Origin of the sequence: Variovorax sp. LjRoot175 (assembly GCF_964253805.1) — a bacterium.
In the GTDB taxonomy this organism is placed as follows: Bacteria; Pseudomonadota; Gammaproteobacteria; order Burkholderiales; family Burkholderiaceae_C; genus Variovorax.
Map to the genome: position 1 here is coordinate 244,916 of NZ_CAXURY020000003.1, position 24,543 is coordinate 269,458.

25 protein-coding genes, 1 pseudogene and 2 riboswitches are annotated in these 24,543 nt (G+C 65.0%); of the genes and pseudogenes, 13 read left to right on the forward strand and 13 right to left on the reverse strand.

Annotated features, from left to right (window positions below; translation table 11 throughout):
* The first annotated feature begins 1 nt into the window (after position 1).
* Genes ACSQ89_RS38970 through ACSQ89_RS38980 form a run of 3 tightly spaced genes read left to right on the forward strand, consistent with a single transcriptional unit; the run spans position 2 to position 2,581 of the window.
* Positions 2-988 (forward strand): aliphatic sulfonate ABC transporter substrate-binding protein, encoded by a 987-nt coding sequence (locus ACSQ89_RS38970; RefSeq protein ID WP_436297493.1) that lies wholly within the window; start codon positions 2-4, stop codon positions 986-988.
* A 10-nt stretch (positions 989-998) separates the two neighbouring features.
* Positions 999-1,850 (forward strand): ABC transporter permease, encoded by an 852-nt coding sequence (locus ACSQ89_RS38975; protein WP_436297494.1) that lies wholly within the window; start codon positions 999-1,001, stop codon positions 1,848-1,850.
* Positions 1,847-2,581, forward strand: coding sequence for an ABC transporter ATP-binding protein (locus ACSQ89_RS38980; protein WP_436297495.1), 735 nt, complete (start codon positions 1,847-1,849; stop codon positions 2,579-2,581). Before ACSQ89_RS38975 ends, ACSQ89_RS38980 begins: the two co-directional genes overlap by 4 nt.
* A 34-nt stretch (positions 2,582-2,615) precedes the next feature.
* Here ACSQ89_RS38980 and ACSQ89_RS38985 read toward each other — a convergent pair whose 3' ends face one another.
* The 3 genes from ACSQ89_RS38985 to ACSQ89_RS38995 are packed head-to-tail and all read right to left on the reverse strand — an operon-like array spanning position 2,616 to position 6,112.
* The gene (locus ACSQ89_RS38985; RefSeq protein WP_436297496.1) at positions 2,616-3,941 is read right to left on the reverse strand and encodes an MFS transporter; all 1,326 of its coding nucleotides are present in this window, start codon (positions 3,939-3,941) and stop codon (positions 2,616-2,618) included.
* 23 nt (positions 3,942-3,964) lie between these two features.
* Complete coding sequence (locus ACSQ89_RS38990) at positions 3,965-5,164, reverse strand: YeeE/YedE family protein (protein ID WP_436297497.1); 1,200 nt, start codon at positions 5,162-5,164, stop codon at positions 3,965-3,967.
* A complete protein-coding gene (locus tag ACSQ89_RS38995) occupies positions 5,165-6,112 on the reverse strand; it encodes a sulfurtransferase (RefSeq protein ID WP_436297498.1) in 948 nt (315 codons plus the stop codon).
* Positions 6,113-6,256: 144 nt separating this feature from the next.
* Here ACSQ89_RS38995 and ACSQ89_RS39000 point away from each other — a divergent pair, with 144 nt between their 5' ends.
* Positions 6,257-6,607, forward strand: a complete 351-nt coding sequence (locus ACSQ89_RS39000) for a cytochrome P450 (protein ID WP_436297499.1) — start codon at positions 6,257-6,259, stop codon at positions 6,605-6,607.
* Positions 6,608-7,109: 502 nt separating this feature from the next.
* On the opposite strand, the gene ACSQ89_RS39005 is transcribed toward ACSQ89_RS39000, so the two are convergent.
* From ACSQ89_RS39005 to ACSQ89_RS39015, 3 genes are all read right to left on the reverse strand, one after another.
* Entirely contained in the window at positions 7,110-7,853 is a 744-nt protein-coding gene (locus tag ACSQ89_RS39005) for an EAL domain-containing protein (protein ID WP_436297500.1), read from the reverse strand.
* Entirely contained in the window at positions 7,850-10,627 is a 2,778-nt protein-coding gene (locus tag ACSQ89_RS39010; RefSeq protein WP_436297501.1) for a PAS domain-containing protein, read from the reverse strand. The genes ACSQ89_RS39005 and ACSQ89_RS39010 overlap by 4 nt, the downstream gene beginning before the upstream one ends.
* 381 nt (positions 10,628-11,008) lie before the next feature.
* Positions 11,009-11,530: a hypothetical protein gene (locus ACSQ89_RS39015; protein WP_436297502.1), complete on the reverse strand. Its 522-nt coding sequence runs from the start codon at positions 11,528-11,530 to the stop codon at positions 11,009-11,011.
* A gap of 478 nt (positions 11,531-12,008) precedes the next feature.
* Between ACSQ89_RS39015 and ACSQ89_RS39020 the strand changes: the two genes are divergently transcribed.
* Positions 12,009-12,512, forward strand: a complete 504-nt coding sequence (locus ACSQ89_RS39020; protein WP_436297503.1) for a hypothetical protein — start codon at positions 12,009-12,011, stop codon at positions 12,510-12,512.
* A 552-nt stretch (positions 12,513-13,064) separates the two neighbouring features.
* Here ACSQ89_RS39020 and ACSQ89_RS39025 read toward each other — a convergent pair.
* On the reverse strand, positions 13,065-14,390 hold the full coding sequence (locus ACSQ89_RS39025) for a D-amino acid dehydrogenase (RefSeq protein ID WP_436297504.1): 1,326 nt from the start codon (positions 14,388-14,390) through the stop codon (positions 13,065-13,067).
* A gap of 86 nt (positions 14,391-14,476) precedes the next feature.
* A riboswitch (glycine riboswitch) is annotated at positions 14,477-14,582 on the reverse strand.
* Positions 14,583-14,594: 12 nt separating this feature from the next.
* Positions 14,595-14,687: riboswitch (glycine riboswitch) on the reverse strand.
* A gap of 264 nt (positions 14,688-14,951) precedes the next feature.
* Positions 14,952-15,149, reverse strand: a pseudogene (locus ACSQ89_RS39030) (8-amino-7-oxononanoate synthase); the annotation flags it as partial.
* 264 nt (positions 15,150-15,413) lie between these two features.
* Between ACSQ89_RS39030 and ACSQ89_RS39035 the strand changes: the two are divergent.
* Positions 15,414-15,986 (forward strand): hypothetical protein, encoded by a 573-nt coding sequence (locus ACSQ89_RS39035; RefSeq protein ID WP_436297505.1) that lies wholly within the window; start codon positions 15,414-15,416, stop codon positions 15,984-15,986.
* Between the two features lie 111 nt (positions 15,987-16,097).
* Here ACSQ89_RS39035 and ACSQ89_RS39040 read toward each other — a convergent pair whose 3' ends face one another.
* On the reverse strand, positions 16,098-16,313 hold the full coding sequence (locus tag ACSQ89_RS39040) for a hypothetical protein (protein ID WP_436297506.1): 216 nt from the start codon (positions 16,311-16,313) through the stop codon (positions 16,098-16,100).
* Between the two features lie 532 nt (positions 16,314-16,845).
* Between ACSQ89_RS39040 and ACSQ89_RS39045 the strand changes: the two genes are divergently transcribed.
* From ACSQ89_RS39045 to ACSQ89_RS39055, 3 genes are all read left to right on the forward strand, one after another.
* Positions 16,846-17,742 carry a tyrosine-type recombinase/integrase gene (locus tag ACSQ89_RS39045; protein ID WP_436297507.1) on the forward strand — a complete coding sequence of 299 codons (897 nt, stop codon included), beginning with the start codon at positions 16,846-16,848 and terminating at the stop codon, positions 17,740-17,742.
* A gap of 66 nt (positions 17,743-17,808) precedes the next feature.
* On the forward strand, positions 17,809-19,044 hold the full coding sequence (locus ACSQ89_RS39050; RefSeq protein ID WP_436296017.1) for an IS4 family transposase: 1,236 nt from the start codon (positions 17,809-17,811) through the stop codon (positions 19,042-19,044).
* Between the two features lie 370 nt (positions 19,045-19,414).
* Positions 19,415-19,948, forward strand: coding sequence for an H-NS family nucleoid-associated regulatory protein (locus ACSQ89_RS39055; RefSeq protein WP_436291246.1), 534 nt, complete (start codon positions 19,415-19,417; stop codon positions 19,946-19,948).
* A 318-nt stretch (positions 19,949-20,266) separates the two neighbouring features.
* Here the strand turns inward: ACSQ89_RS39055 and ACSQ89_RS39060 are convergent, their stop codons facing one another.
* From ACSQ89_RS39060 to ACSQ89_RS39075, 4 genes are read right to left on the reverse strand one after another with little or no spacing between them, the layout of a single operon-like run.
* Complete coding sequence (locus ACSQ89_RS39060; RefSeq protein ID WP_436291247.1) at positions 20,267-20,560, reverse strand: hypothetical protein; 294 nt, start codon at positions 20,558-20,560, stop codon at positions 20,267-20,269.
* Positions 20,544-20,891, reverse strand: a complete 348-nt coding sequence (locus ACSQ89_RS39065) for a hypothetical protein (protein ID WP_436291248.1) — start codon at positions 20,889-20,891, stop codon at positions 20,544-20,546. Before ACSQ89_RS39065 ends, ACSQ89_RS39060 begins: the two co-directional genes overlap by 17 nt.
* Positions 20,888-21,781, reverse strand: a complete 894-nt coding sequence (locus ACSQ89_RS39070; RefSeq protein WP_436297508.1) for a ParB/RepB/Spo0J family partition protein — start codon at positions 21,779-21,781, stop codon at positions 20,888-20,890. The genes ACSQ89_RS39065 and ACSQ89_RS39070 overlap by 4 nt, the downstream gene beginning before the upstream one ends.
* An 11-nt stretch (positions 21,782-21,792) precedes the next feature.
* On the reverse strand, positions 21,793-22,587 hold the full coding sequence (locus ACSQ89_RS39075) for a ParA family protein (RefSeq protein WP_436297509.1): 795 nt from the start codon (positions 22,585-22,587) through the stop codon (positions 21,793-21,795).
* A gap of 338 nt (positions 22,588-22,925) precedes the next feature.
* Here ACSQ89_RS39075 and ACSQ89_RS39080 point away from each other — a divergent pair, with 338 nt between their 5' ends.
* The 4 genes from ACSQ89_RS39080 to ACSQ89_RS39095 all read left to right on the forward strand — a co-directional run bounded on the left by ACSQ89_RS39080 (position 22,926) and on the right by ACSQ89_RS39095 (position 24,531).
* Entirely contained in the window at positions 22,926-23,459 is a 534-nt protein-coding gene (locus ACSQ89_RS39080) for a hypothetical protein (protein ID WP_436297510.1), read from the forward strand.
* 71 nt (positions 23,460-23,530) lie between these two features.
* Positions 23,531-23,833, forward strand: coding sequence for a hypothetical protein (locus tag ACSQ89_RS39085; RefSeq protein ID WP_436297857.1), 303 nt, complete (start codon positions 23,531-23,533; stop codon positions 23,831-23,833).
* A gap of 53 nt (positions 23,834-23,886) precedes the next feature.
* Positions 23,887-24,150 carry a TrbC/VirB2 family protein gene (locus ACSQ89_RS39090; protein WP_436291557.1) on the forward strand — a complete coding sequence of 88 codons (264 nt, stop codon included), beginning with the start codon at positions 23,887-23,889 and terminating at the stop codon, positions 24,148-24,150.
* Positions 24,151-24,162: 12 nt separating this feature from the next.
* On the forward strand, positions 24,163-24,531 hold the full coding sequence (locus ACSQ89_RS39095; protein WP_436297511.1) for a type IV secretion system protein VirB3: 369 nt from the start codon (positions 24,163-24,165) through the stop codon (positions 24,529-24,531).
* The last annotated feature ends 12 nt before the right edge of the window (positions 24,532-24,543 follow it).

Here is a 24,543-nt window from a genome sequence, read left to right on the forward strand (position 1 = left end):
CATGAAACGTCGATCGATCCTCCAAGGCGCGGCGGCCGGCGCCGCCGGCCTCGCGCTGCCCGCCATGGTGCGAGCCGCCGATGGTCCCAGGGAAATCCGGCTCGACCACGCCTACTACTCGCCGTCGAGCCTGGTGCTGCGGCGCTTCGGCTGGCTCGAGCAGGCGTTCAAGCAGGACGGCATCGGCGTCAAGTGGGTGCTGAGCGCCGGCAGCAACCGCGCCCTCGAATATCTCAACGGCAACAGCATCGACATCGGCTCGAGCGCCGGGCTCGCCGCGCTGCTGGCCAAGGCCAACGGCAACCCGATCCGGGCGCCCTACATCTTCTCGCGCCCCGAATGGACCGCGCTGGTCGTGCGGCGCGATTCGCCGATCCGCTCGCTCGCCGACCTCAAGGGCAAGAAGGTCGCCGCGACGAAGGGCACCGATCCATATCTCTTCCTGCTGCGCGCACTGCAGACCGTCAAGCTCAAGCGCAGCGACATTGAACACGTCGCGCTGCAGCATGCCGACGGCCGAACGGCGCTCGAGCAAGGCCGCGTCGATGCGTGGGCAGGGCTGGATCCGCTGATGGCGGCCAGCGAGCTCGATGCCGGTTCGCGGCTGATCTACCGCAACGTGGCCTTCAACACCTATGGCTTCCTCAATGTGCGGGAGGAATTCCTCGCCCGGCATCCGGCCGAGGTGAAGCGCGTGATCGCTGCCTACGAGCGCGCACGCCGCTGGATCCTGGCCAACACCACCGAGGCGGCGAAGATCCTGGCCGAGGAGGCCAAGGTCAGCCTGGAGGTCGCGCTGCTGCAGCTCAAGCTGCGCACCGACTTCAGCAATCCCCAACCCTCCAGCGAGCACGTGAAGGCGCTGCAGGCGGCCGCTCCTATCCTGCTGGAAGAGCAACTCGTCAAGCCCGGCACCGACCTCAACAGGGCGATCGCGGATCTTGTCGATACCCAGTTCGCCCGCGGGCTGGCGGGCAGCGCCGCTTGAAGGCTAGCGGATGAGCGCGCACTACCCTCCCGGGCTGGTGCCGGCAGTGCCGACCGCGCCCGTCGCGGAGGCGTCGGAGCCGCCTGCACCTGCGGCGCCGCGTCGCCCTTCGCGCTGGTGGGGCGCCCTGCTGCCGGCAGCATCGCTGCTGCTGCTCGAACTGGCCGTCCGCCTCGGAGCAGTGCCGGCACACCTGCTGCCGCCGCCGAGCGAGATCGCTCGCACGCTGGTCGAGCTGTCCGCCAACGGCCTGGGCGCGCACGTGCTCGCCAGCACGGTCCGCGTCTTCGCCGGCTTCGCGACCGGCGCGCTGCTGGCCATCGGCCTGGGTGTGCTGGTAGGGCTCGATCGGCGCGCCGAAGCCTTGCTCGACCCGAGCTTCCAGGCGCTGCGCGCGATTCCTTCGCTCGCCTGGGTCCCGCTGCTGCTGCTGTGGCTCGGCATCGACGAAGGCTCCAAGATCGTGCTGATCGCGATCGGCGCCTTCTTCCCGGTCTACATGGGGGTCGCTTCGGGGTTTCGCGATGTCGACCGCAAGCTGGTGGAGGTGGCCGAGATGGCGGGCCTGTCGCCGCTCGCGATGGCGCGGCGCGTGCTGCTGCCGGCCGCGCTGCCCGCGCTGCTGACCGGCCTGCGCAACGGGCTGTCGCTGGCGTGGATGTTCATGGTGGCAGCCGAGCTGATCGCCGCGACGCGAGGGCTGGGCTACCTGCTGACCGATGGCCGCGAGACCGGCCGCGCCGACATCGTGCTTGCCGCGATCGTGCTGCTGGCCGTGATGGGCAAGCTCACCGACACCGGCATGCAGCGCCTGGAAGCGCGATGGCTGTCCTGGCGAGACACGCTGGACACGCGTGCATGAGCGCGCTGCTCGACGTCCGGATCGTCCGCAAACGCTTCGGCGCGCGCGAGGTGCTGCGCGACGTCCATCTGCGGCTGCGCCCCGGCGAAGTGGTGTCGCTGGTCGGCGCCAGCGGCTGCGGCAAGAGCACACTGCTGCGCCTCGTCGCGGGCCTGGACCGCGACCACGAAGGCGAGGTCCGCCTCGATGGCCGCGCCGTGACCGGGCCGACGCGCGACATCCGTTTCGTGTTCCAGGAGCCGCGCCTGTTCCCCTGGCTGAGCGTGGCGCGCAATGTGGCTTTCGACCTCGGCGGGCACGCCATCGACTCGGCCAGGGTCGATGCGCTGCTGCAGGAGGTCGGGCTCGCCGGACTCGGCACGCGGCTGCCCAAGCAGTTGTCGGGCGGGCAGGCGCAGCGCGTCGCGATCGCGCGCGGCCTGTTCGTGCAGCCGCGGCTGCTGCTGCTCGACGAGCCGTTCTCGGCGGTCGACGCCTTCACGCGTCTGAAGCTGCAGGACCTGCTGCTGAACGTCGCACGGGCGCACCACATCACGGTCCTGCTGGTCACGCACGACATCGACGAAGCGGTGTACCTGAGCGACCGTGTGATCGTGCTCGAGGCCGAGCCGGGTCGCACGGCGGCGCAGGTTCCGATCGAACTGCCGCGCGCACGCAGCCGCGATGACCCTCGGGTGGCGGCGGCGATCGCCGAGGTTCGTCACGCGCTGCAGGCGGCGCATGCGATCTGACGCTGCGGCGCGAGAGACGCGCAAGCGCCCCAGCTCACAGGCACAGCACGGCGAGCAACACACCCGCGAGCCTGAGAAACGCCGACAGGTCGAACGAAAACCCCGCACCCGCAGCGACCTGTGCCGGCAGGCCCACCACAAGCGCGCCGAACAGGGCAACGCCGATGGCACTGCCGACCTGGCGGGCCGCGCTGAAGATCGCCGATGCCGTGGCCGAGCGCGACGGCTCCACGCTGCCGAGGATCGATGACGTCAAGGCCGGCGTGCCGATGCCAGCGCCGATGGCCAGCAGAAGCAGGCTCGGCAGGATGCGCAGATAGGGCGTGGTGTCGTCGATGCCGTGCAGCAGCGCGAAACCAAGGGCCGAGAGCAGGAAGCCCGCGATCACCGGCGTCCGAGGGGAGTAGCGCTTTGCCAGGCGCGCACTCGCAAGGTTGGCAATCATGATCACGGTGAAGGGCAGCAAAGCGAAACCTGTCTCGGTCGGCGTATAGCCTTTCGCATGCTGGAAATACAGACTCAGCACGAAGATCGATCCATAGAAGGTGATGTTCATGATCACCCCCAGGACGATCGATGCGGAGAAGGCCTTGCTTCGAAACAGCCCGAGCGGGATCATCGGCGCGGGCACGCGCGATTCATTGCGCACGAATGCCGCGATGGCCCCCATGGTCAAGGCAAGACCCGCCAGCACCGTCCAGTGGGTCCAGCCACGCGCGCCGGCTTCGATGACCGAATGCGTGAAGACGAAGAGTGCCAACATGGCCAGAAGTTGCCCGCCGATGTCCAGCCGCCCGGTGACCACACGCACGGTTTCGCCAACGTAGCGGCGCGCGGCCCACAGGCCCAACGCGCAGATCGGCAGGTTCACGAAGAAGATCGAGCGCCAGCCAAGGCTGCTCGTCAATGCGCCCCCGACTACAGGGCCTGCAGCGCTCACGACGCCGCCGATGGCGCTCCACCAGCCGATGGCGTGCGCCCTCGCCACCGAATCGCCAGCACTGGAATGTGACAGCAGCGACAGCGAGGTAGGAAGGATCAATGCGGCGCCAATGCCCTGCGCACCGCGTGCCGCGATCAGAATCTCGATGGACGGCGCGACCGCGCAGGCCAGGGATGCCAGCCCGAACAACACGATCCCGACGATGAAGACGCGCCGGCTCCCGAAACGGTCACCGAAGGAGCCCCCCATCATCAGCAGTGCCGCGAATGCCAGCGTGTAGGCATTCACGATCCACTGCAGGCCCGTCACGCCGGCACCGAGGCTCGCACCGATCTGCGGCATCGCCACATTCACGATGGTCACATCGAGCTGCACCACGACGAAGCCGAAACTCGTCGCGGCCAGAGTCCAGCCCATGCCGCTTCGTCGCACCGGCGTCCTCAGCCACCCCAGCGCAGTCGCAGGCCCGCCCACACCGCGAAGAGCACGCTGGCCCCGAACACCCAGCCCGAAAGTGCACCAGCCATCGTTCCCGAGAGCAGATTCCCGACAGTGCAACCTAGCGCCGTCATCGCGCCCCATCCCAGCAAGAGGCCGCCGCCCAGGCCGCGAACCACCTCGCGCCCGCGCGGCCAGCGCGGCGCGAACTGGCCGCTCGCGAGCGCAGCTGCGAAGGCGCCCGCCACCAGGCCGGCAATCAGAAGCGCGTTGGGCGTGCGCCAGAGGCTTTGGACCAAGGCAGTGACACAGCCGCCGAAACCGTCGAGCCCCTCGAGACGATCGGGCACCCAGCCGCGCGCGCTGCCGAACTCGCGCGCCGCGCTGCCGAGCGCCGCCGTGACGCCGAGCGGCCGCAGGCGCAGCACCACCATGGTGGCGATGACGCCGACGGCGAGCCCGCCGAGCCAGTAGTCCCACCGACCCCGAACGAGCCGCTGCAATGCGGCCCCGAAGCTCGAAGGCCGTTCGGCGGCCGGGGACGCCGCAGGCAAGCGGCGCCACAGCAACGCGGCGACAACGGCCAGCAGCAGGAGCTGAAGCAGCGCCGACCCGGCATAACCCAGGTAGTGCGGGAGCCAGACGACGGGCGCGGTGGCGATGGTCGTCGTGTACAGCCAGTTCCAGCTGTTGAAGCCCAGCACGAAGCCCATCGCGCTGCCGGCAAGCGCGAACGGCGCCGTGGGCGAGCCCTCGCCGAGCCGATACCAGTGCGCGCTGATGCACGAGCCGGAGACCACCATCCCGATGCCGAAGGCGAAGCCGGCCAGCACCAGCGCCCAACTCACCGGACCGATGTGCGCATCGGGCGGCAAGCGCCCCGGCTGCGGTATCGGGAGCCAGGAGCCCATCACGATGTGCATGCCCACGGTTCCCACGGCCAGCGCGACGACGATCGCGAGCAGGCCGCGCGCATCCCGGTGCTCGAAGTAGTCTCGCGCGTGGCAATAGAAGCAGAAGCGTGATCGCTGCAGCACGACGCCCAGCACGGCACCGAGTCCCAGCGCGAAGGCCAATGCACGGCCACCCGGCAGCGCACCGACGGCTGCGATGGCACACAGAACTGCCGCACCGGCGAGCACGGCAAAAAAAGCGGGCCACGAAGGCCCGCAAAACGTCGCTTCGATTCGACGCGGAGACACTTACTTCGAAGCCCAGATCGTCCCGGCCGGGTTGTTGACCGGCACGCCCACCGCGTTGCCATACTCGGTCCACGAACCGTCGTAGTTGCGCACGTTGTAGCCCAGCAGCTTGGTGAGCGCGAACCAGGTGTGGCTCGACCGCTCGCCGATGCGGCAGTAGGTAATGACCGGCCGCGTGCCGTCGATGCCGGCGCTCGCGTAGAGCGCCTTCAGCTCGGCCGCGGACTTGAACGTTCCGTCCTCGTTGACCGCGCGTACCCAGGGCACGTTCGCCGCGCCCGGGATGTGACCGGCGCGCACGGCGAGCTCGGCCGCGCCGGGCGGCGCGAAGATCTTGCCGGTGTATTCGTCCGCCGAGCGGATGTCGACCAGCTTCGCATCCGACTTGCCCTCGGCCACCGCGAGCACATCCGAGAGGCGCGCGCGCAGTTGCGGATTGGGCTTCGCCACCTTGAAGTTGGTCGCGACGTGCTCGGGCGCGCGCGCCTCGAGCGTGCGGTTCTCGGCCTCCCACTTCTTGCGCCCGCCGTCGAGCAGCTTCACGTTCTGCACGCCGTACTGGTCGAACACCCAGGCGCCCCAGGCGGCGAACCAGTTGTTGTTGTCGCCGTAGAGCACCACCGTGCTGTCGCTCGCGACGCCCGCGCTCGACAGCAGCTTCTCGAAACTGGCTTGGCCGACGATGTCACGCCTGACGCGATCGTTCAGGTCGTTGTGCCAGGAGAAGTTGACGGCGCCGGGAATGTGGCCCTTCTCGTAGAGACCCGGATTCACGCTGACCTCGATCACGCGCAGCTTGGCGTTACGCAGGTTCTTCTCCAGCCACTCGGTCGAGACCAGCGCGCCGCTGCCGTCGGCGGACGCCTGCGCGAATGCGGCGGGTGCGAGCGCGGCGAACGCGAGCGTGGCGATGGCGCCGCGGCGCCACCAGTTCTTCAGGACATGCATGAACCCTCCGGTCGTGGATGAAGACGAGATCGAGCCGGCACTCTAAGAGAGTCAACCGCGCGCGACAACGAACCAATCGCCATATCCGAATGAGCAACTGATCTAACCGGCCGAGCGACGAAGAGCGCATATCGACATGCGCAATTGGTCGTTCATGCACCGCGCGATGCGGGCTATGGTCGTCTGGTCGTTGCGCTCATCGCCTCTGCCAACCGGGATCCGGCGCGCCACGCGGAACCCGATCGCCTGGACGTCGCGCGCCGCGGGAGCGGCCTGCTGTCCTTCGGCGCCGGCGCGCATGTGTGCATCGGTGCGAGCCTGACACTGATGGAGGCCGAGATCGTCTTCGGCCGCCTGCTGCGCCGATGGCCCGGGCTGCGACTGGGCGATGCGCAGCCGCGCTGGAGCGGCAATGCGGTATACCGCGGCCTGGTCGCGCTGCCGTTACGCTCGGCGCCGGCCGCGAATGGCTCCATCAGCATGCCGCGGCAGTAGGCTCCGGCGATATTGGGGTGGGCTTCGCGCTGATGGCGAGTCGTTTCCTGATGACATCGAACCTTCCCGCCCGCTGCTGATGACTTTCACGCGAGAACAGGCCATCGCACGCACGCCACTCACCGGTCGCCGCGACAGACGTGTGCCGCATCTGCGCGTATTCGCCTTCGCCCAAGAGGCCCGATCTTCGTTGCCGTCGATGCCTCTTGGGGTTTGCCGCGCATTTCGCAATTGCCATTGCTGGGGTGCGATTCTGTTCCCATACGCCTCGGGAGGAAAGTACCCCGCACCCGCATCCCGCCCTTCTCGCTGACCCAATATCGGTGCGGATCGCATCATCGCCTTGCATGAGGCTCGCACATGGGTCGCCAGAAACGCTCGCCGCAGCTGCGGAGACATTCGGATGGAACGGCCATGAATCGCATTCGCGCGCAAGCACGGCGCTCCAGGTGCAGTCGCGACATGTCGCCATTGGAGGTGCGAACGAACGACCACGTGCTAATCAGGCCGCATTCCACGCAACGGCCGGCAGCACGGCGATGGCGGGGCGCGCGAACAGGAAGCCCTGGAACAGCCTCACGCCAAGCCGGCGCAGCACGTCGACCTCCTCCGGGATCTCCACGCCTTCCGCGATCACCTGGATCCCAAGCTCGTCGCAGATCGCGACGAACCCCTTCACGATCGTGAAGCGCACGGCGCTGAGGTGGATGTCCCGAATGAAGCTCATGTCAATCTTGACGATATCCGGTTGAAAAGCGGCCAGCCGTTCGAAGCCTGCATAGGCCGCACCGAAGTCGTCGATGGCAGAGGTGAATCCGAAGCGTTCGAAAGCGCGAGAGGTCGCGGCCAGCGCGGGCAGGTCGGCGACAGGTTCGCCTTCGGTGAGTTCGAACATCAGGCGATCGACGGGAAAGCGGACCCGCTCGGCCGTGCGAATGGCGGTATGAAAGCATTCCGCCGGCCCTGCAACGTCGTTGGGGGCGACGTTGAGGCTGAGCCTGGATTGCATGCCGAGCATCGATGCCATTTCGATCGACTTCACTCGGCATGCCTGGTGGAAGGCAAAGCGATGGCGCGCTTGCACTTTGCCGAGCACCTCGAGCGCCCCTTCCCCATGAACGCCGCGAACGAGCGCCTCATGTGCAAACACTTCCCTCAGCTCGAGATCCACGAACGGCTGGAACGCGATCGTGAACTCCGGGCCGACGACGGGGATGGCGGCGTCGATGATGCTTTCGGATTTCACCGGGCCATGGATTCTTGACGCTGCCACGAAGAGCCGCGCTGGGTTTCGGATCTCGAAGCAGCCATCATGAATCGATTCCTTCCCTCTTTCTTGGCCGCGTACAGCGCCGAGTCGGCGCATGCCAGCAGCGCGGGAAAGTCCTCATCCCCTTCCGAGATCGCGACGCCGATGCTCGTCGTCACCTGCAAGGTGCGGCTTGGAAGGTGGAATACCGGCTGCATCGCACTGATCACCTTGCCGGCGACCAACCGCGCTTCGTCGGCATCGGTGACACCTTCGAGCAGGACCACGAACTCGTCGCCGGCGTAGCGCGCCGCCATGTCCGTCTCACGCACGCTCTCCTTGAGCCGACGGCCGAACTCCTTGAGCACCGCGTCACCCGCCGCATGGCCCAGCGAATCGTTGATTGACTTGAAGTAGTCGATGTCCAGGAACATGAGACAGACCGGAAGGTGGGACCGCCGGGATCTGGCGAATGCCTCGCGCACGTGCTCTTCGAAGGACCGGCGGTTCGGCAGGCCCGTGAGCGCGTCTTCACGCGCGAGGGTGTCCAGCTGCATCTGCTTTTGCTTCAGGTCGCTCACATCGTTCGCCAGGATGTACAACCCGACGACCTCGCCTTCTTCATTCTTCTGAGGCAGGTAAATGGTCTGCAAGGTTCGCTCGCCGATCAGCAGCTTGGCCGTCTGTTCGAAGGCGACCTCCTCCCCGGCAAAGGCCCGTGCCAGCAGCGGCTTGCGCATTTCGTAGTGCGCGTCGCCAACGGCCTCCCGAATGGGCCGGTTCATCATCGAAGCCGGCGGAATGCCGAGCCAGGTCTGGTAACGGCCGTTGCAGAAGACCACCCGCTCGTCGAGGTCCAACTCGGTCAGAAGCGCCGGCACGTTGTCGGTCAGGCCGCGCAAGCGTTTCTCGCTCTCCGCGCTGCGGATCTCGGCGCGCTTGCGCTCGGTGACGTCGAAGGTCATCGCATAGAAGCCCCGCACGACGCCTTCCGAATCGCGATCCGGGATGTAGTGGGTCTGGTACCAGTTCTGGCTCGTCCCGCGCGTGCTATAGCCGGTTTTCTCAAAGCTCACTGTTTGCCCGGCGAGCGCACGGCGGACATGGGGCTCGACCATCCGGAAGTCCTCGATGCCGCGCACATCGGCCATGAGCCGGCCCACCAGTTCGGCGTTGTCGTGCAGCGCTCGCACGTGCGCGTTGACGAAGGTGTAGCGCAAGGATGCGTCCACGTGCGACACCAGGGCCGGAAGATTGTCCGTGATGGCGCGAATACGCGCCTCGCCCGCGGCCCGCTCGCGCTCGGCCACCTTCTGGCGCGTGATGTCGAAGGTCATCACGTAGTAGCCGACCGTCTGGCCGCCATCGCGGATGTCGGGCACCAGATGGCACTCGAAGAAACCCTCCTTGCCATTGCGATCGTAGGTGCCTTCGCAGCGCGTCGCCGCGCCCGCCAGTACCTTGGCAACCTGCGGGACGAGTTGCTCGTAGACCGCCTCCGGCAGCGACTCCTTCATCGTCATGGTGCCGATGTCGGCCTTCGTCCTGCCGCGCATGCTGAGTCCCGCCTTGTTGCCGAAAAGGCAGCGCTGATCGCGATCGAAGTAGGCGACGACGGCGGGCAGGTTGTCGGTCACATCGCGCAAAAACCGTTCGCTCGACCGCAGCCGCTCGTGAGCGACCTGGCGCTCCAGCATGAGCGAATCGAAGGTGCGCGAAAGATCGCCGATCTCGTCCTTGGGGACGACCTGCTCCAAGGGAGCGTAGTTCGAGACGGCGCGCGAAACCTGCATGTGTTCATGCAGCTGTAACAAGGGCATGAGCTGGGAGCGCATGACCACGAAGGCGATGCCTCCCACCAGCACGGTCAGGAGCAGGGCGCCGGCCCATGTGTAGCGCTCGATTTCCTCGACCTGGGCAAAGGCTTCGTCTCGCGGGTAGATGCAGCCGAGCACCCAGTTGGTCTGGCTGATGCGCTTGAAAGCGTAGAGCCCCTGCATGCCGGTGCGATCCTTGGCTTCGATCGCACCCTCGAATCCGGCCATGGCGAGCTCCGTCGGGGGATTGCGCGCTCCCTCGGCGTTCGCACGCCGGAGAATCCGGGACTTGTCCGGATGATCGATGACGATGCCATCCGTGTTCGTGATGAACATGTAGCCGCTCTGGCCGAACTTGACGTTGGCAAGTTCGCCAAGAAAGTTGTGCTCGCTGAGGTTGATGGCTCCGGAGATGACGTAGACCACTTCACCACGCTTGTCGAGCACCGGCTCGGTCATGGCGACCTGCGCCATGCCGTTGAGGCGATTGCGGTAGGGCTGAGAAATGACGCCCGCCTTGGTGGCGACCGTCTGCAGGAAGTACTCTCGGTCCTTGATATTGATCCTGCCGTTCCGCAGTGGGCCATTGAGGCCGGCCACCAGATCGCCGTTCACGTCGACGAAGGCGACGTTGGCAAATGCATCCTTCAGGGATTTGTGCTGCGTGATGAAGTCTTGCAGCAGCGCGGTGTTCGCAAGGTGATGCGCCTCCACGCTGTCGCCGAGGGTCTTGAGCAAGGTGCGCCGACTCAGGAACTTTTGATCCACAGCCTCGGCGATGGAGGAGATTCGTTCGAACTCTTCGTTTGCGATGGCCGTCTGCATGTTGCGCTTCACGAAGTAGAGCGCGGCGGTGGTGACGCCCAGCGTGGTCAGCAGAACAATCGCGACCATGCCCACGGACAGGCGGGCCCGCAGGCCGAGGCGAGGGAATTGAAGAGATGGAATGCGCATCGCAGGGGGGCCCGGATCGGAGCAACTTCAGCTGCACCTATAGCCCGTGAACAATGAAGGCGTCCTTGGAGGAAGGTACGAACAGGGTCGTCTCGCCGACGCGGGCGAATCGATATTCCTTGCCGTTGATCGCGATGGCCTTCATTTCACCCACACCCGGTATTCGTGGCCACCGGCGAGGTGCGTTGTCTGCAGGACCTTGAAAACCGGGGGCACGTGCACCGTGAAGCCGATGTGAGCTGTTGCACTCGTCGTCCCCGCACCTGACTCTGCCGCGCAGGGCAAGGCCAAGGACAGCAGGAACATGGTGGCAACGAGCCACCTCATGTCTGCACCAATACTGGAACTCATTGGAAACTGGGTCCGCTCGGATTCGAACGTCTACTTCAGTTCGTTCAGCTCCATGAAGTTGCTCTCGATCCAGACCCGACCCTCCTCGTTCAGCGCGAAGGTCAGTGCCTTCTCCTTGGACAGCTTCTTCTCCTGAATCGCCCGGGAAAGCGGATTCACGCTCCCGAACTCACCGCGCCTGTGGTTGTAGACGTGCTCCGTGCCGTCTTCATCGCTGTAGGTGTAGGAGACCGTGATGCCATCCAGGTCGGCGAGAGGCTGCAAGAACGCGATGAACTGCGATGCCGTGATGCCTTCTGTCCTGATGGCATCCCAGTGCCTGAAGAGACTCGGCTGCGCGCCCGTCGGCTCACGCCGGTCGACCTCCGGCGTCTGCCCGAATGGCCGAACCTTGGTGGCCATCGACTCTGAATCAGGCGCGGTGCCATTCCTGCGAAAGAAGCTGGCCACGGTGCGTGAAAACATCGTGCCATCCGATGCGGACTTGGGCCCTGCTGGCAAGTCATCCAAGCAATGGGGCACGGTCTCCATTTCCTCGCTGCGCATTCTCATGGTTCAAGTCCTTCTCTTCTTATTCATTGGCGACATCGTACGGTGGCGAGCGTCGGGGAGGCCGTATTCTTGGGCACCGTCCTACAAGACAAGCGTGCATTTTTCGCGAAGCGACTTCGTTAGTTGGCGTGCATTTAATAGACTCTTGCCGTAATGGAGTCCAAAGTTTTCATGTCGCACGGGAGCTGCTCGTGCGTGCTCAGACGTCGGTCGACATATCCGTTGCCATAGCACGCAACTCGCGCCGGTCAGACCGCGAAGCCTGCAGTTGAAATTGATTGAAGCACTCGACGATTTCGGACTGCAGCCGGACATCGGCAAGACCGGAGTGAGTGGCGACTAATTCAAGCGTGAACGCAGGACTAATGGTACGTCGCGGAACTTATGAATGAATCATTGCGTCCTTTTAAGAGAATCACACAACAAGTGGCCATCGTCCGACCCGCGACGATGTCTCGTTGGGTATGCTCTCTGAAGCATGGATGACATATTCAACAAGTGGACAGCCTTGTCGGACGAGTATCAGAAGCAGTTTGCGTTGCTGCAGACGGGTGACAAATCGGCCTGTAAGGAGGCGCGCAGGCTGGCAAAGGAACTTGACCTTCTCACTCGGGAGATGCGCGCAGCTGAGAGCCGAAACGGCGATCGAATGAAGGCGGGGATCTACCAGATTCAGTTCACCATGGACACTCGATCGCTCGGCAGTGGCGCGGTCGTCGTCAAAGGGCGAAGTTTCGTCGGTGCCGATGGGATTCATTTCTACCGAGGCGACATTCGTCGAGAAGGAACCGAGGTGGCCGTGTTGATGGAGGTCACCCGCCATAACTTTGCGGTCGGCTCGCCCTTCGGGAACGAGGCACTTTTCACCTTGAGATGGCGTGGCGCCATAGCAGCGGACTTCAGCTTTCAACTTGAGCATCAGCTTGCGAACTCGAGATCTACCGTCCGTGTTTCCGGCAGGATCGTGGACGCCGCAGACTGACGCGTCGCGGCCCGAAGTCGAACAGCTCACAGGGAGCGTCCAATGAACCTCGCGAAACATCTGCAAGCGGCTGGACATTTGCAGCGTGCGAAAAGGAATGTGCTTCAGGTGCAGGGATTCGGGGCCCGGGCGCCCTGCATCGGTAACGTCCGCCTTCGGATGCCGCCGATGCATATGCGTTCGCGACCCAGTGCGCAGGCGGTGGAACGTTCGCGGGTGCTTGAACGCCCCGCCAACGAACGCGTGCCCCTGCAATTGGCCACGACGGTCAATGAGGTGTGGAGCATGGCTACGGGCGTATTAGTTCCTGCCAGAGGTCTTCTTTCGACACGTGCTTCGTTGGGCGGTTCGACAGGGCTTTGAGCACACATCGAGCGGCCGCATCCAAGCGGCTTCTTCCATTGCACCCGAGCGAACGATCAACTGGTGAATAAACGATCCAGCGCGTTGCAGAAATCGACACAGCCGATGCTTCATGCCACCGCCGACCAGGGCGCTCTGCGCCCCCGTTGGTTGTCAGGCAACTGAGCCATGTGCAGCAGGACGGGTGGTTCAGAGAGGCATCCAGGGAGCAGAGGAGCCAGTCTGCCGGGTGCCTTGTGTCCCATGCTCCAGCCCGGTGAACGTGAAATCGACCTCCGGCCTCAGCCCGCTCACGATGCGCGCGATCGATTTGCCCGAGCCGCAGGCGTGGGTCCAGCCCAGCGTGCCGTGGCCGGTGTTGAGGAACAGGTTCGGCAGCTTCGTTTTGCCGATCAGCGGCACGTTGCTGGGCGTCGCCGGCCGCAGGCCGGTCCAGAACTGCGCGCGGCTGGTGTCGCCGGCGCCGGGGAACAGTTCTTCGACGCGCCGCACGATGGCCTCGCAGCGCACGCGGTTCAGGTCGCGGTCGTAGCCGTTGAGTTCGGCCGTGCCGGCGATGCGCAGGCGGTCGCCGCTGTCCGAGGTGTAGCGCGAGAACACCAGCTTGTATTCGTCGTCGGTCAGCGACACCTGGTGCGCCTTCGAAGCGTCCTTCACCGGCAAGGTCACCGAATAGCCCTTGGCCGGGTAGATCGGCAGCCGGATGCCCAGCGGTGCGGCGTAGAACGGGCTCAGCGAGCCCATCGCCAGCACGAAGGCATCGCCGCGGATGCGCTGGAAGCGGCCTTCGTTGTCTGTCGCTTCCACGTGGTCGATGCTGCCGCCTGCTTCGCGCAGCGCGGTCACGGTGTGGCTCATGAGGAAGTTCACGCCGGCCGCAGAGGCCAGTGCGACCAGTTCGCGCGCGAAGCGGTTGGCATCGCCCGATTCGTCTTCGGCCGTGTAGGTGGCGCCGGCCAACTGGGGCCGGATGTGGGCTAGCGCGGGCTCGATCTTCACCGCCTCGTCGGCCGAGATCACCTGGCGCTCGCAGCCCAGTGCGCGCATCTGCTCGGCCGGCTTCAGTGCGCCGTCGAATTCCTTCTGTGTCGTATAGAAGTGCAGGATGCCCTGGGTGCGCTGGTCGTAGCGGAGACCGGTGTCGCGGCGCAGCTGCTGCAGCGTGTCGCGGCTGTAGGTGCCCAGGCGCACGATCTGCTCGATGTTGTGGCGCGTGCGCGCCGGCGTGCATTCGCGCAGGAACTGCAGGCCCCAGAGCCACTGGCGCATGTCGGCGCGGATGCGAAAGAGGAGCGGTGCATCTTCCTTGCCGAGCCATTGCAGCACCTTGAGCGGCGCGCTCGGGTTGGCCCAGGGTTCGGCATGGCTGACCGAGATCTGGCCGCCGTTGGCGAAGCTGGTTTCGGCAGCCGGTGTGGCCTGCCGGTCGATCACGGTCACTTCGTGGCCGAGTTGCTGGAGGTAGTAAGCCGAGGTCACGCCGAGCAGGCCGGCGCCGAGAACGATCACGCGCATTTCGAGAACCCTTGAGGTTGCAGCGCTCGAACGCAAAGGGAACGGAAGCTCGAAAAAAGAAAGCAACCGGACCGTGCGTCCAAGTTGCCGCTCCCCCTGTCCTCGGTACCTGAGAGATTCACCCGCTGCGCCCGCAGCGGGTTTGCTCCTTCGGTGCATCACATGGCGTGATGGCTCTCCAGACGGCTTTAACAGTGAAGCAGTACAGGCTCATCACGTGAGCCGACCTGAGCGTTTATGGGAGTTTGCGCCTTCGGTGGAGCCGCTTCCCGCGGCCCGCTCTCCTGCTGGATCGCAGTCTATGCGGACCATCGCTGGCAGTCAATAGTTCGCCATCGGGCGGGCCCGACCCCGGGGCATGAAGCAGGGGGCGCGGGTTGGTGCTTCTTAGTAGTCAACAATGCGTCAGGCATTGACCAGTCGATCGGCTGGTCAACTTGGTCCAGGCGGAGCGGCGCGAAGGAGACTTGCTCCAGGGCAAGAGCGAGGATCGTCGATCCACGCGCAGTGCCTGGCGCTGCTGGCCTATGCCTCCGACAATGCCGGTGACGAAGCAGCCGTTCATCTCAAACTCCCGGCGGCGCAAGCGAGGCCATCGACCAGCGCCTCCACATCCTGCGGCGTGTGCGCTGCGCTCAGCGTGATGCGCAGGCGCGCGGTGCCCGCAGGCACGGTCGGTGGGCGGATCGCCGGCACCCACAGATCTTGTGCATCGAGCGCCGCGGACAAGGCCAGCGCCGCCGCGTTGTCGCCGACGAGCTCGTATTGGCGTCCATCGACAAGATCAAGCAGATCTACCTGGCATGTGATGGAAGGGACCTGCGACGAAAGACCGCGCGCGCCAAGCTCGGGCGATCTTGGCGCTCCACTGGGTGCTTATGTTTTATAACGTTGCTGAACATATGTGGAGCAAACGTCTCACTATCAATCGCCGAAATACAGCGGGCTGGCGCGAGAAGAACGTGTTCTCCTACTCCTCCTGATATTCGGCCGCTGAACGGCCGGAAACCAACTCTGTTCATCTTGATCTTTGAGAAACTGCACCTTGCGGGCGGGGACTCGCGGGGCTACGAATTGGGCGAGCCCATGCTCGTTCATGATCGGGATCGCTTTCTGGGCTCCCTAGACCCGGTCGAAGTCAGCCCCGACAGGTCGGAAGTTCGCATCGCCCGCTTTCTACCTTCGCCCCGTTTGGGAAGCGAGCGACGCAAGTTCGGTCCGCTCTTGCTGGTGGAGGTCACGATGTTTCTGGCCGAGCACTTCCCGAGCATCCAGAACGTGCACTTCGCGTTGACAAGGGAGATCGAAATGGACGGAGACGGCATGATGATCGCCGCCGCTCGAATCGAGCTGCTGAGGAGCATCGGTGCCGCGGAAGCTCATGCTCGGCCGCAGCCAGATTCGGGCAGGCCCGGCAATTTTGTTGTCGAAGGCGTTTGGTCGTACACAGCGCACAACCTGGGTGCTCTCCGGTCTGCCCTGTCAATCCAGCGCGAGCTCTATGGCAACCATCTGGCTTGCATTCCGAAAGCAGAGCGTCCGGTTCCGCTGCTGCGCCGTTTGAAGCAGTGGTGGGTGCGCGGTCGTGGCATGTGAGGTCGGTCGCTTTGCCGGAGAGCGGCGATCGAATGCCCCCTGTGCAGCGGCTGTAGGACGGCCTAAGCGCTCTGGGACATTGGACGACCAACGCGACAAGCGGGGCTTTATTCAACAGATGAATCGCCACCAGGACTTGCGGCGCGTTCCGTTTGTCTTGGCGTCGACTGCGGCAAGCGTGTTTTCGGGCACGCCCGCGCGGCGCTGCAGCTCTCTTTCGAAATGCAGGGCCACCGAACTCGCGTGCTTCTCACCATGAAATGCTTTTCGGCGCCAGACGTGCGCTGAGGCCGCCAGTTGTTCGTCTGTCAGGTCTTCCGTTTCCATCGGCCAATCATGCCGAGAACCAAGCGTCTTCGCTTCCGCCATTTGGTGGAGCCGCACACCCCGGCTGCCGCCGCGCTGAGTTCATGGGATAACGCTGTGGATAGGCCTTGGATAACAGTGCAGTGAACGGGCGATATCGTCTTGCAAGCCGCATGGTTGAGCCGTCGACCTGGAAACAGGTCATCTGGGGCACAGACCGGTGCGCATCGAGCCCGGCGGGCTCGCTCTCCTGTCGCGACATCTGCAGCTGATGCCCATGGAGGGACCGACTCCGGGTCGGTCCTCTAAATACACTAACGGCATCACCTTCACACCACCCCAGCCACACCCACTCTCCCTCACTGATAACACCAACCCCAAATAGCTTGGCATAATCCAACGGTTCGCCGTTAGCGTATTTTCTATGCCGTCTCTTCCCCTCTTCGAAGAACCACCAGCCGCCGTTCATCGCCTCGCATTCGAGCGTTGGCTGCAGCAGCAGAGCGCAGTTGGATCCCTGCGCCAGCCCTCCTCCATCGAGGTCTACCGCGACATGTGGGGCAGCTTCACGGCCTGGTGCCTCGGGCAATCCCCGGCCGTGTCGCTGGCATCTCTCGATGTCCGCGATCTGCAGGCTTTCCAGGCGGCGCGCTTTGGCATGAAAAGCGCTGACCTGTCGCTCACGCCGCGACACGCGCTTCGCCTGCTGCGCCTGATTGACCGGGTGCTGCGTCACCATGCCGCCGAGACCGGCGAGCCCGTGAACACGGCGGCAAGCGACTGGATCGATGCTCACCCGGAGATCCGGTACGCCGAAGCCGCGCAGGCCGATCCCTTGCCTGAGTTTTTGTCGGTGGCCGAGGCGCGGCACCTGATCACGTTCTTGTCGGATGCGCGACCTCGCCCGGGTCTGTCGGGCTCACGCCGCGACAGTCATCTGGCTTTCACCTGGCAGCAGCTGCGCAATCGGGTGGCCGTTGCGTTGCAGTTGGGCGGGGGCCTGGCACCAGGCGATGTTCGCGCGCTGACCCTCGATGCGCCGACATCGCGCGGCGGCCGCGTGCGCGAGCGGCCATGGAAAGTCGCGGTGCCGGGCAACGGCAATTCGCCTGCACGCGAAACGCCGATCGCCCCCTGGGCGGGCGAGTTGCTGCAGCACTGGCTCCAAGTCCGCACGGAAGCTCGCATTCTGGGCAATTTCCTTTTTCCGTCGACCCGCAGCGGCAAGCCCTGGAGCAAGGACGCGCAGTACAAGGCCGCCAGGCAGGTCTTGGAGGAAGCAGGTCTGGATGCCAGCGATGGCGGCTCGTTCCGGTTGCGGCATACCTTTGCATTGCGGCAGCTGCGCCGCGGGACAGATTCCGATCAGGTCGCACGGTGGCTTGGGGTCGAGCCAGAGGCCATGGGCAAATACCGCAGAGTCGTGAGCAGTCCCGAAGATGTGGTCTAGCAACAATACTGTTCGGATTGTGGAATATGATGCAGAATGACTGCCGTCGCAACGACGGAGTCGAGCATGGCGCGAACCAAGGCGGTCCTGGGCAGCGGAGCAAGGCTGGCTGACTTTCTGAGCGCCAGCCTGCTGGCGCGTGTGGTGCCGGCCGAGCTGGTCAATTCTGTGCTGGACGCCCACGGCTGCAACTCGCAGCGCGTGCGCAGCTTTCCGGCCGTCGCAGGGGCGTACTACTGCATGGCGCTGAGCCTCTACCCCGAGGCCGCCTACGAGGAAGTGTTCGCCGCCGTGTCGCAGGGCCTGGCGTGGGCCGCCGGCGCCGCCGAGCCGCCTCGGGTGACCAAGTCCTCGATCAGCGGCCTGCGCAGCAAGATCGGCGCTGCGCCGATGCGTGACCTGGTCGAGCGCTGCTGTGTGCCCATGGCCGACGCCCGGGCGCACCACCACGCGTTCTATGCCGGCCTGAGGCTGGTCGCCATTGACGGCAGCACCTTCGAGCTGCCTGACGAGGCGGAGAACGCGGCGCATTTCGGCTACCCGGGCAGCCGGATCGGCCGCGCAGGCTACCCGCAGGCACGATGCATGGTCTTGGTGGAGTGCGCCACGCACGCGATCCTGGGCGCCAACCTGGGGCCCTACCGCAGCGGCGAGTGGGAGCTGTTCCAACCGCTCTTGCCCCGGCTGGAGCCGGGCATGCTGTGCATAGCGGACCGGGGGTTCAATGGCTTCGAGCACTGGCAGCAGGCACAAGCCACCGGGGCGCAGTTGCTCTGGCGCTGCATGCGCAGCCGACAGTTGCCGGTGCATCGCATGCTCGACGATGGTTCGTACCTCAGCGCCATCTACCCCACCGGTGTGAGCCGCAGCGAGGCGATGAGCCAAGCCATCGTGGTGCGTGTCATCGAATACGCCTTGCCGGGACTGGCCGATGCACAACCGCGCTACCGTCTGTTGACCACGTTGCTGGACCCGCAAGTCGCCCCGGCGCTGGAACTGGCAGCGATGTACCACCAGCGCTGGGAAATCGAGGGCGTGTTCGACGAGCTCAAGACGCACCTGCGGCAGAGCCGGCGCGTGCTGCGCAGCAAAACTGCGGAGCTCGTGCGCCAGGAGTTCTACGGCTGGGTGCTGGCGCATTACTCGGTGCGCTGGCTGCTGCATCAGGGCGCCACGCGGCACCGAATACCGCACGCCGAGCTGTCCTTCACAGGGCACGTACAGCTGCTTCGCCGCGCACAGCCCCGCTCCGGGGCATTTCCCCCCAGCGCGCCCGAGGCGTCGACGACGATGGTTCAATGAACTGCTCGAAGCCTGCGCCCGGATCCGCGCCACGCGCACGCTGAACAAGCGCTCGCCGCGGATGGTCAAGCGGCGCCACTCGCCTTACGCATCATTCGACCACCGCGCACCGACGCGCGTGTCCACGGATTGCACTCCCAAGATCATCGACCCGCCTGGACCTCGACCCAAGCCAGCCGATGCCCACATACCGCGTCGATTTAGGAGCTTCATGCCATAAACGAACAGTATTGGGTCTAGCAACTGATTCCCGCTTTAGAAACAAGCACCAACCCGTCAGTCGCATTGGAGGTCTGGCGAATGGAGTTAATTCGCTGCCAATTGCTGACCGAGTAAAGTCGGGCCCTCTATTCATTCAATGGAAGTATCCATGGCGCAAACGTACAAGCAGATCCAGAAGCAGATCGAACAGCTTCAACGACAGGCAGAAGCTCTGCGCAGCAATGAGGTCAAAGGCGTTGTCGACCGCATCAAGGTGGCGATTGCGCATTACGGTCTCACTGCCGAACAACTGGGACTTGGCACGAACAAGACAGTTGCTCAGCCGAAGAAGACCTTGAACGCTTCGGGCAAGTCTGGTGCGAAGTTCAGCGATGGCAATGGCAACGTCTGGTCCGGTCGCGGACCGCGTCCTCTCTGGCTGCGTGACGCTCTGACGGCTGGACGCTCGATCGACGAATTCCGAGTGGGATCGGGCAAGAAGTCGAAGCCTGACTCCGTGGAGACCGTGTCCGGCGAGACTGTTGCGCCGACTTCCCTCCCCGCCCGCAAGAAAGCGAAGCGCGCCGCGAAGGTCCGCTACAAGGATGACGCCGGCAATTCCTGGAGTGGGTTCGGCCCCAAGCCCAAATGGCTGAAGGCGGCACTGGACGCCGGGAAGTCATTGGAAGACTTGGCCAGATAGAAGCGGCGCCGAGCCCGCGGCACAAGGGCGCGATAGGACTGGGTACTAGCGGGAACAGCGTCGATGGACAGGTTCGATCAAAGGTACCGCCCAGCCGTGCCCGTTTTCGTCAATCCCATGCTTATCGCGTTCGTGCGCGCGTCGTCGAAGTCTCTCACACGGACTGAGGCAGTTACTGTCTTGCGCTGCTTTGCGGTTGAGACAATCGGCCGGCATTGTTGGTCAAGACGCTAGCCTTGCCGAGCGCGTAGGCGAACCAGGTGCGCGGCCGCGCCAAACCCTCTACTCCAGAGTCGTTTGAGGAATCCCTGCTCTCGGTCATCCCCTGCGCGTCTGCCTCGCCAGTTTGGCCATCTGCTTCTCGTAGGCGAGCCGTGCCGCCTCCAGGGCCTCGGCGGGACCACGCAGCGTCAGTTCGTCATGGCCAGCCGAATCCAGCACGGCCTTGCGGATCGCATAGATGCGCTGCAGGATCACGCCGTACTCGGCCGACAGCAGCTTGGGCTTCTCGTGGTGGATGAAGAGGCGCCGCGCGATCTCCAGCGTGCGGGGATCGAACTTGCGCTGCCTGGCGATGCGCTCCAGCTGCTTTTCGTCAACGCTCGTGGTCATGCGATGGCAGCGTCATGAACAGGCTCATCAGCCCGAGGTAGAGCCAGTAGAGCATCAATGCGCCTACGGAAAACGCCAGCATGCCCCAGCGCGGGAAGCGCACGTCGCCGATCAGGAAGCCGAAGATCAAGGTCACCAGGAAGCTCAGGAAGGCGACCGGCACGAGCACCGCACGCACGATGGGTTCGCCCAAAACCAGCAATGCGCAGATGGCCCATCGCACGAGCTGCAAGCCCGCGCAAAGGCACCACCACGCCGCCACCAGCATCCAATGAAGCGCCGTCGCACCGCGCTGATGCCGGAGATCCGTTCCAACTCGCAGGTGATTCATGACTGTTCCTCCGTGGCCCAGCAGACGGGTCGCAGGTCCGCGAGCGGGAGCAGACTCCGCGTGCCATCGCCAAACCTCACCTCTCCGACGTCGCTGTCCTGTGCCTTGAGCCGCAGGGATCCGCGCCGGCCGCCGTGCTCGATCACCAGCACGGTCCGGCCGCCACTGACCACTCTTGGCGACTGGACAACGCCGGGTACCGGCGACGCGACAGCAGTTGGCGTCCGGGCCATCTCGCCGACCAGTGCATCGATGCTGGCCCGGTTGATCGGCGTGTCCCCCGCCAGGAGTTCCTCGACCCTCTCCGGAAAGCCGCGTGCCGCAGCGACGAGGCGGTTGAGGGTTCGCACATCGGAGCCGAGGCGACCCGATTCGACTGCATTCCGGATCATCTCGGGCGCGTCGATGAGCGCCGCCGCCTCGCTGATGTAGCTACGCGGCTTGGCCAGGCGCCTGGCAATCTCGGACTTCGAAAGCCCTTCCTTCTCCCGCGCGCACACGAAGGCGGCCAGGTCGAAGGGCGACATGTCCTCCCGATGCAGGTTCTCCGCGGCCTGCGCGAAGGGATCGACGCGCTCGTCGATGAAAGCCGGGACCTTGAGCAGGCCCGCCTTGCGCGCCGCGCGCACGCGCCGCTCTCCCCGGTTCACCATGTACCGCCCTTGCAGCTGCGGGTGCGTGCGCAACGACACCGGCTCCAGGACACCGTGCGTACGGATCGACACGCCCAACTCCTCGATGCTGTCTTCCTTGAAGGTGCGGCGGGGTTGCGAAGGGTCGTAATCGATGAGTTCCACAGCGATCGCGGTGGGGGCGCCGCGGTCGGGACGATCGTCTGCAGCCGCCAGCAGGTCGGAGGCGCGAAACTGCGAAAGACCGCTGAGGTCCAACTCAGGCGCTCTCATGCCGTGACTCCCATTGCCGAGGCGCCAACGCCAGCCGAATCCATGCGCTGCTGGAGGAGACCGAACAAGGTCTTGAGCTCGGCGCTCGCCTCGCGCGCCGAGCTCTTGGGCAGATCCCACACGGGAACACCGCTGGCCAGCGCCTCCGGGATGGCCGAACGCGTCGAGATCCGCGCCGGGATCACGAACTCCCGATAGCTGTCAACCAACTGCTGCATCGCGGCCTTCTGACGCACCGAATGCGGATTGAAGCGATTGAGCACGATGCCCGCCAGCTGCAACCGGGGGTTGTAGCGCTGACGAACCCCGAAGATCGTCTTGAGCATGTCCGTCACGCCGTCGATGCTGTACTCCTCCAGTTCGATCGGGCAGACCACCGCCGTGGCGGCGATCAGTGCAGCACTCATCCGCAGTCCGAGCGCCGGCGGCGTGTCGATCACGACCGTGTCGAAGCGCCGCGCCACCGACGCCACGTTCTTGCGAAACGCCGGGATCACGGCCTCCGGACGCGCCAGCTCGATGTCCGCCAGCCTCTTGCCGCCTGCCATAAGTGCAATGCCCCGTTCCGACCCGCCTGGAATCCCAAGGCTTGGCTCTTCTCCAAAGAGTTCGACCGCGTTGGCGCCGGAATCGAATCGCCGCAGCGTCTTCGAGGTGTTGGCCTGCGTGTCCAGGTCGATCACGCACACGGACCGGCGATGCACATCGGCCAGCCAGTGGGCGTAGAGCACCGACAGCGTCGACTTGCCGACGCCACCCTTCTGATTGCCGAACACCACCACGTTGCTCATGAGACACCTCGCGGATCAGTAACCCGACCACACCCCGTCGCTCCAAGAGCCGAAGCGGCGAGTACTCGCTACAACACGTAAAGCTTTTCTCCAGATGCATTCGACTGGACTTTGGTTTTCAGCAAGCTGCCGGCGCCGCATTGGACGACGACTGTCCAGCGAAATCGCGCACTTAGCGTAGTCTCTGATTTTCGCTTTGTCTAGATTTCTATAGCTCTACTATAGAAACTAAGAAAAAGGTGCTTCATTGACAGGCGCCGCCTCGCTGCCGGACATTGCGCCCCATGCGAGCAAGGGGCCGTAATCACTGCAGGGTTGTCGAGGCGGCATGGCGAACCATGTCGCTCAGCCTCATGGCGGTCCTGGGCTGCTTGACCTGTGGCGCTCTGGCCCAGACGCCGGCAGCACCTCAGTACGTCATCCCCTCAGCGGAGCAGGCAGCGCGCGACAGCGATCGCGTGAAGATCCTCCGGCAGGAGCTGAAGAAATCCGAAGCGCTGCTGGAAACGCTTGCGCGCCGCAAGACCGAACGACTGGCCGCCGCCGATGTGGAAGCCGCCGATGAGGCCGAAGAGCAGCGCGGGCGCACGCTCAGCGACATCGCAGGCCTCAAGCGTGAACTGGCCGCGGCCACACGCTCCGCCGCGTCTCCGTTTAGCACCACCGTCGCTGCGGTTACGCCGAAGGCCACTGCCGCCTCTCCTCCATCCCGGCCCGCGAAGTCACTGCCTCCAGCGCCCTGGTGGGACGTCTACAGCAAGGCCCGGCGCACCGAGGTGCCCCCGCCCGTTTCTTCGCCCATCTCTACGCCTGTCTTCATCGCCCCCGCCGTGGCGGGTCCGCGCACTGTTTCCGCCCGTCGACCGGAGTAGAGCCATGACCGCGAGCACTTTCGTTCACAATCCCGGGCCCATCCCTTGTTTCACGGAATTCACGCACCCCCATGGCCCCTACGGCTCGGCGCAAGTCCCAGACCGCACAGAACCAAGAGCCGCCCGCCAACCCGGTCACGCAGCTCGAGCTGGTCGAGTTGCTGCACAAGCGGGCGGTGAACGAACTGGTGATTGTGGAGGTCGAGCCGGGCCGATACCAGGTGCATCCCATCGTCGCCTGGCGCATTGGGCGCAGCGTGTTGCTGGGCTCGGCCGGCCAGCCGCGCACCTTTCGCAGCCTGGACACCCTGGCCACGCACCTGAAGACGCTCGGGACCGGACACACGGTGCTGCGGATGGAACTGCTCGGCTAGCCGAACCCCCGGTCTCGGGGACTGCACATGGCGCCTGGGCCCCCCGGCTGTGGCTGGCCCTTCTCGCCGGGCTGTGCGTCCTGCTGCCAGAGCTGGCCCTGGCCGGCAGCCCGTTCGCCACGGGCGCCAACGCCACCCAGCAGCAGCTCGTGGCCATCCTGACGCCGCTGGCGGCAGTCGCCGTCATGGTCTCCGGCGCGATGGCCTGGTTCGGGCGCTTGAGTTGGTGGTGGATGGTGGCCGTCGTGATCGGGACCGTGCTGGTCTTCGGCGGCCCGCAGATCGTGTCCTGGATCCGGGGACTCTTCGGGGTCTGAAGGGCACGGAAAATGAGCCGCAACCAGGGCATCGTCGCCGACCCGCTCTTCGTCGGGATGACCCGGCCGTCCATGGTCTGGGGCGTCACCTACTCCGCCATGATGTTCAACATCATCGTCACGACCGAGTCGTTCATCGTGACGAAGAACCTCGCGTGGCTGCTGGCCTTCGTGCCGGTCCACGGGGTGCTCTACCTGGTGTGCTTGTACGAGCCGCGGTTCTTTGACCTGCTGCAGCAGTGGGGCCGCACGCGGCTGCCGGCCATGCTCGGCGGCAACCTGCGGTACTGGCGCGCCAACTCCTACAGTCCGCTGGCGCTGGACATGCCTGATGTCCGGGGACGCCGCCGCATGCGGACGGCGCCGGCGGCGGTGAGCTGACGCGGGATGGCG

Excerpts from the sequence above, each read along its gene's own strand:
- ACSQ89_RS38970 (WP_436297493.1), top strand. The coding sequence starts at position 2 with ATGAAACGTCGATCGATCCTCCAAGGCGCGGCGGCCGGCGCCGCCGGC.
- ACSQ89_RS38975 (WP_436297494.1), top strand. The coding sequence starts at position 999 with ATGAGCGCGCACTACCCTCCCGGGCTGGTGCCGGCAGTGCCGACCGCG.
- ACSQ89_RS38980 (WP_436297495.1), top strand. The coding sequence starts at position 1,847 with ATGAGCGCGCTGCTCGACGTCCGGATCGTCCGCAAACGCTTCGGCGCG.
- ACSQ89_RS38985 (WP_436297496.1), bottom strand. The coding sequence starts at position 3,941 with ATGGGCTGGACTCTGGCCGCGACGAGTTTCGGCTTCGTCGTGGTGCAG.
- ACSQ89_RS38995 (WP_436297498.1), bottom strand. The coding sequence starts at position 6,112 with ATGCATGTCCTGAAGAACTGGTGGCGCCGCGGCGCCATCGCCACGCTC.
- ACSQ89_RS39010 (WP_436297501.1), bottom strand. The coding sequence starts at position 10,627 with ATGCGCATTCCATCTCTTCAATTCCCTCGCCTCGGCCTGCGGGCCCGC.
- ACSQ89_RS39015 (WP_436297502.1), bottom strand. The coding sequence starts at position 11,530 with ATGAGAATGCGCAGCGAGGAAATGGAGACCGTGCCCCATTGCTTGGAT.
- ACSQ89_RS39020 (WP_436297503.1), top strand. The coding sequence starts at position 12,009 with ATGGATGACATATTCAACAAGTGGACAGCCTTGTCGGACGAGTATCAG.
- ACSQ89_RS39025 (WP_436297504.1), bottom strand. The coding sequence starts at position 14,390 with ATGCGCGTGATCGTTCTCGGCGCCGGCCTGCTCGGCGTGACCTCGGCT.
- ACSQ89_RS39040 (WP_436297506.1), bottom strand. The coding sequence starts at position 16,313 with ATGGAAACGGAAGACCTGACAGACGAACAACTGGCGGCCTCAGCGCAC.
- ACSQ89_RS39045 (WP_436297507.1), top strand. The coding sequence starts at position 16,846 with ATGTGGGGCAGCTTCACGGCCTGGTGCCTCGGGCAATCCCCGGCCGTG.
- ACSQ89_RS39050 (WP_436296017.1), top strand. The coding sequence starts at position 17,809 with ATGGCGCGAACCAAGGCGGTCCTGGGCAGCGGAGCAAGGCTGGCTGAC.
- ACSQ89_RS39055 (WP_436291246.1), top strand. The coding sequence starts at position 19,415 with ATGGCGCAAACGTACAAGCAGATCCAGAAGCAGATCGAACAGCTTCAA.
- ACSQ89_RS39060 (WP_436291247.1), bottom strand. The coding sequence starts at position 20,560 with ATGACCACGAGCGTTGACGAAAAGCAGCTGGAGCGCATCGCCAGGCAG.
- ACSQ89_RS39065 (WP_436291248.1), bottom strand. The coding sequence starts at position 20,891 with ATGAATCACCTGCGAGTTGGAACGGATCTCCGGCATCAGCGCGGTGCG.
- ACSQ89_RS39075 (WP_436297509.1), bottom strand. The coding sequence starts at position 22,587 with ATGAGCAACGTGGTGGTGTTCGGCAATCAGAAGGGTGGCGTCGGCAAG.
- ACSQ89_RS39080 (WP_436297510.1), top strand. The coding sequence starts at position 22,926 with ATGTCGCTCAGCCTCATGGCGGTCCTGGGCTGCTTGACCTGTGGCGCT.
- ACSQ89_RS39085 (WP_436297857.1), top strand. The coding sequence starts at position 23,531 with ATGGCCCCTACGGCTCGGCGCAAGTCCCAGACCGCACAGAACCAAGAG.
- ACSQ89_RS39095 (WP_436297511.1), top strand. The coding sequence starts at position 24,163 with ATGAGCCGCAACCAGGGCATCGTCGCCGACCCGCTCTTCGTCGGGATG.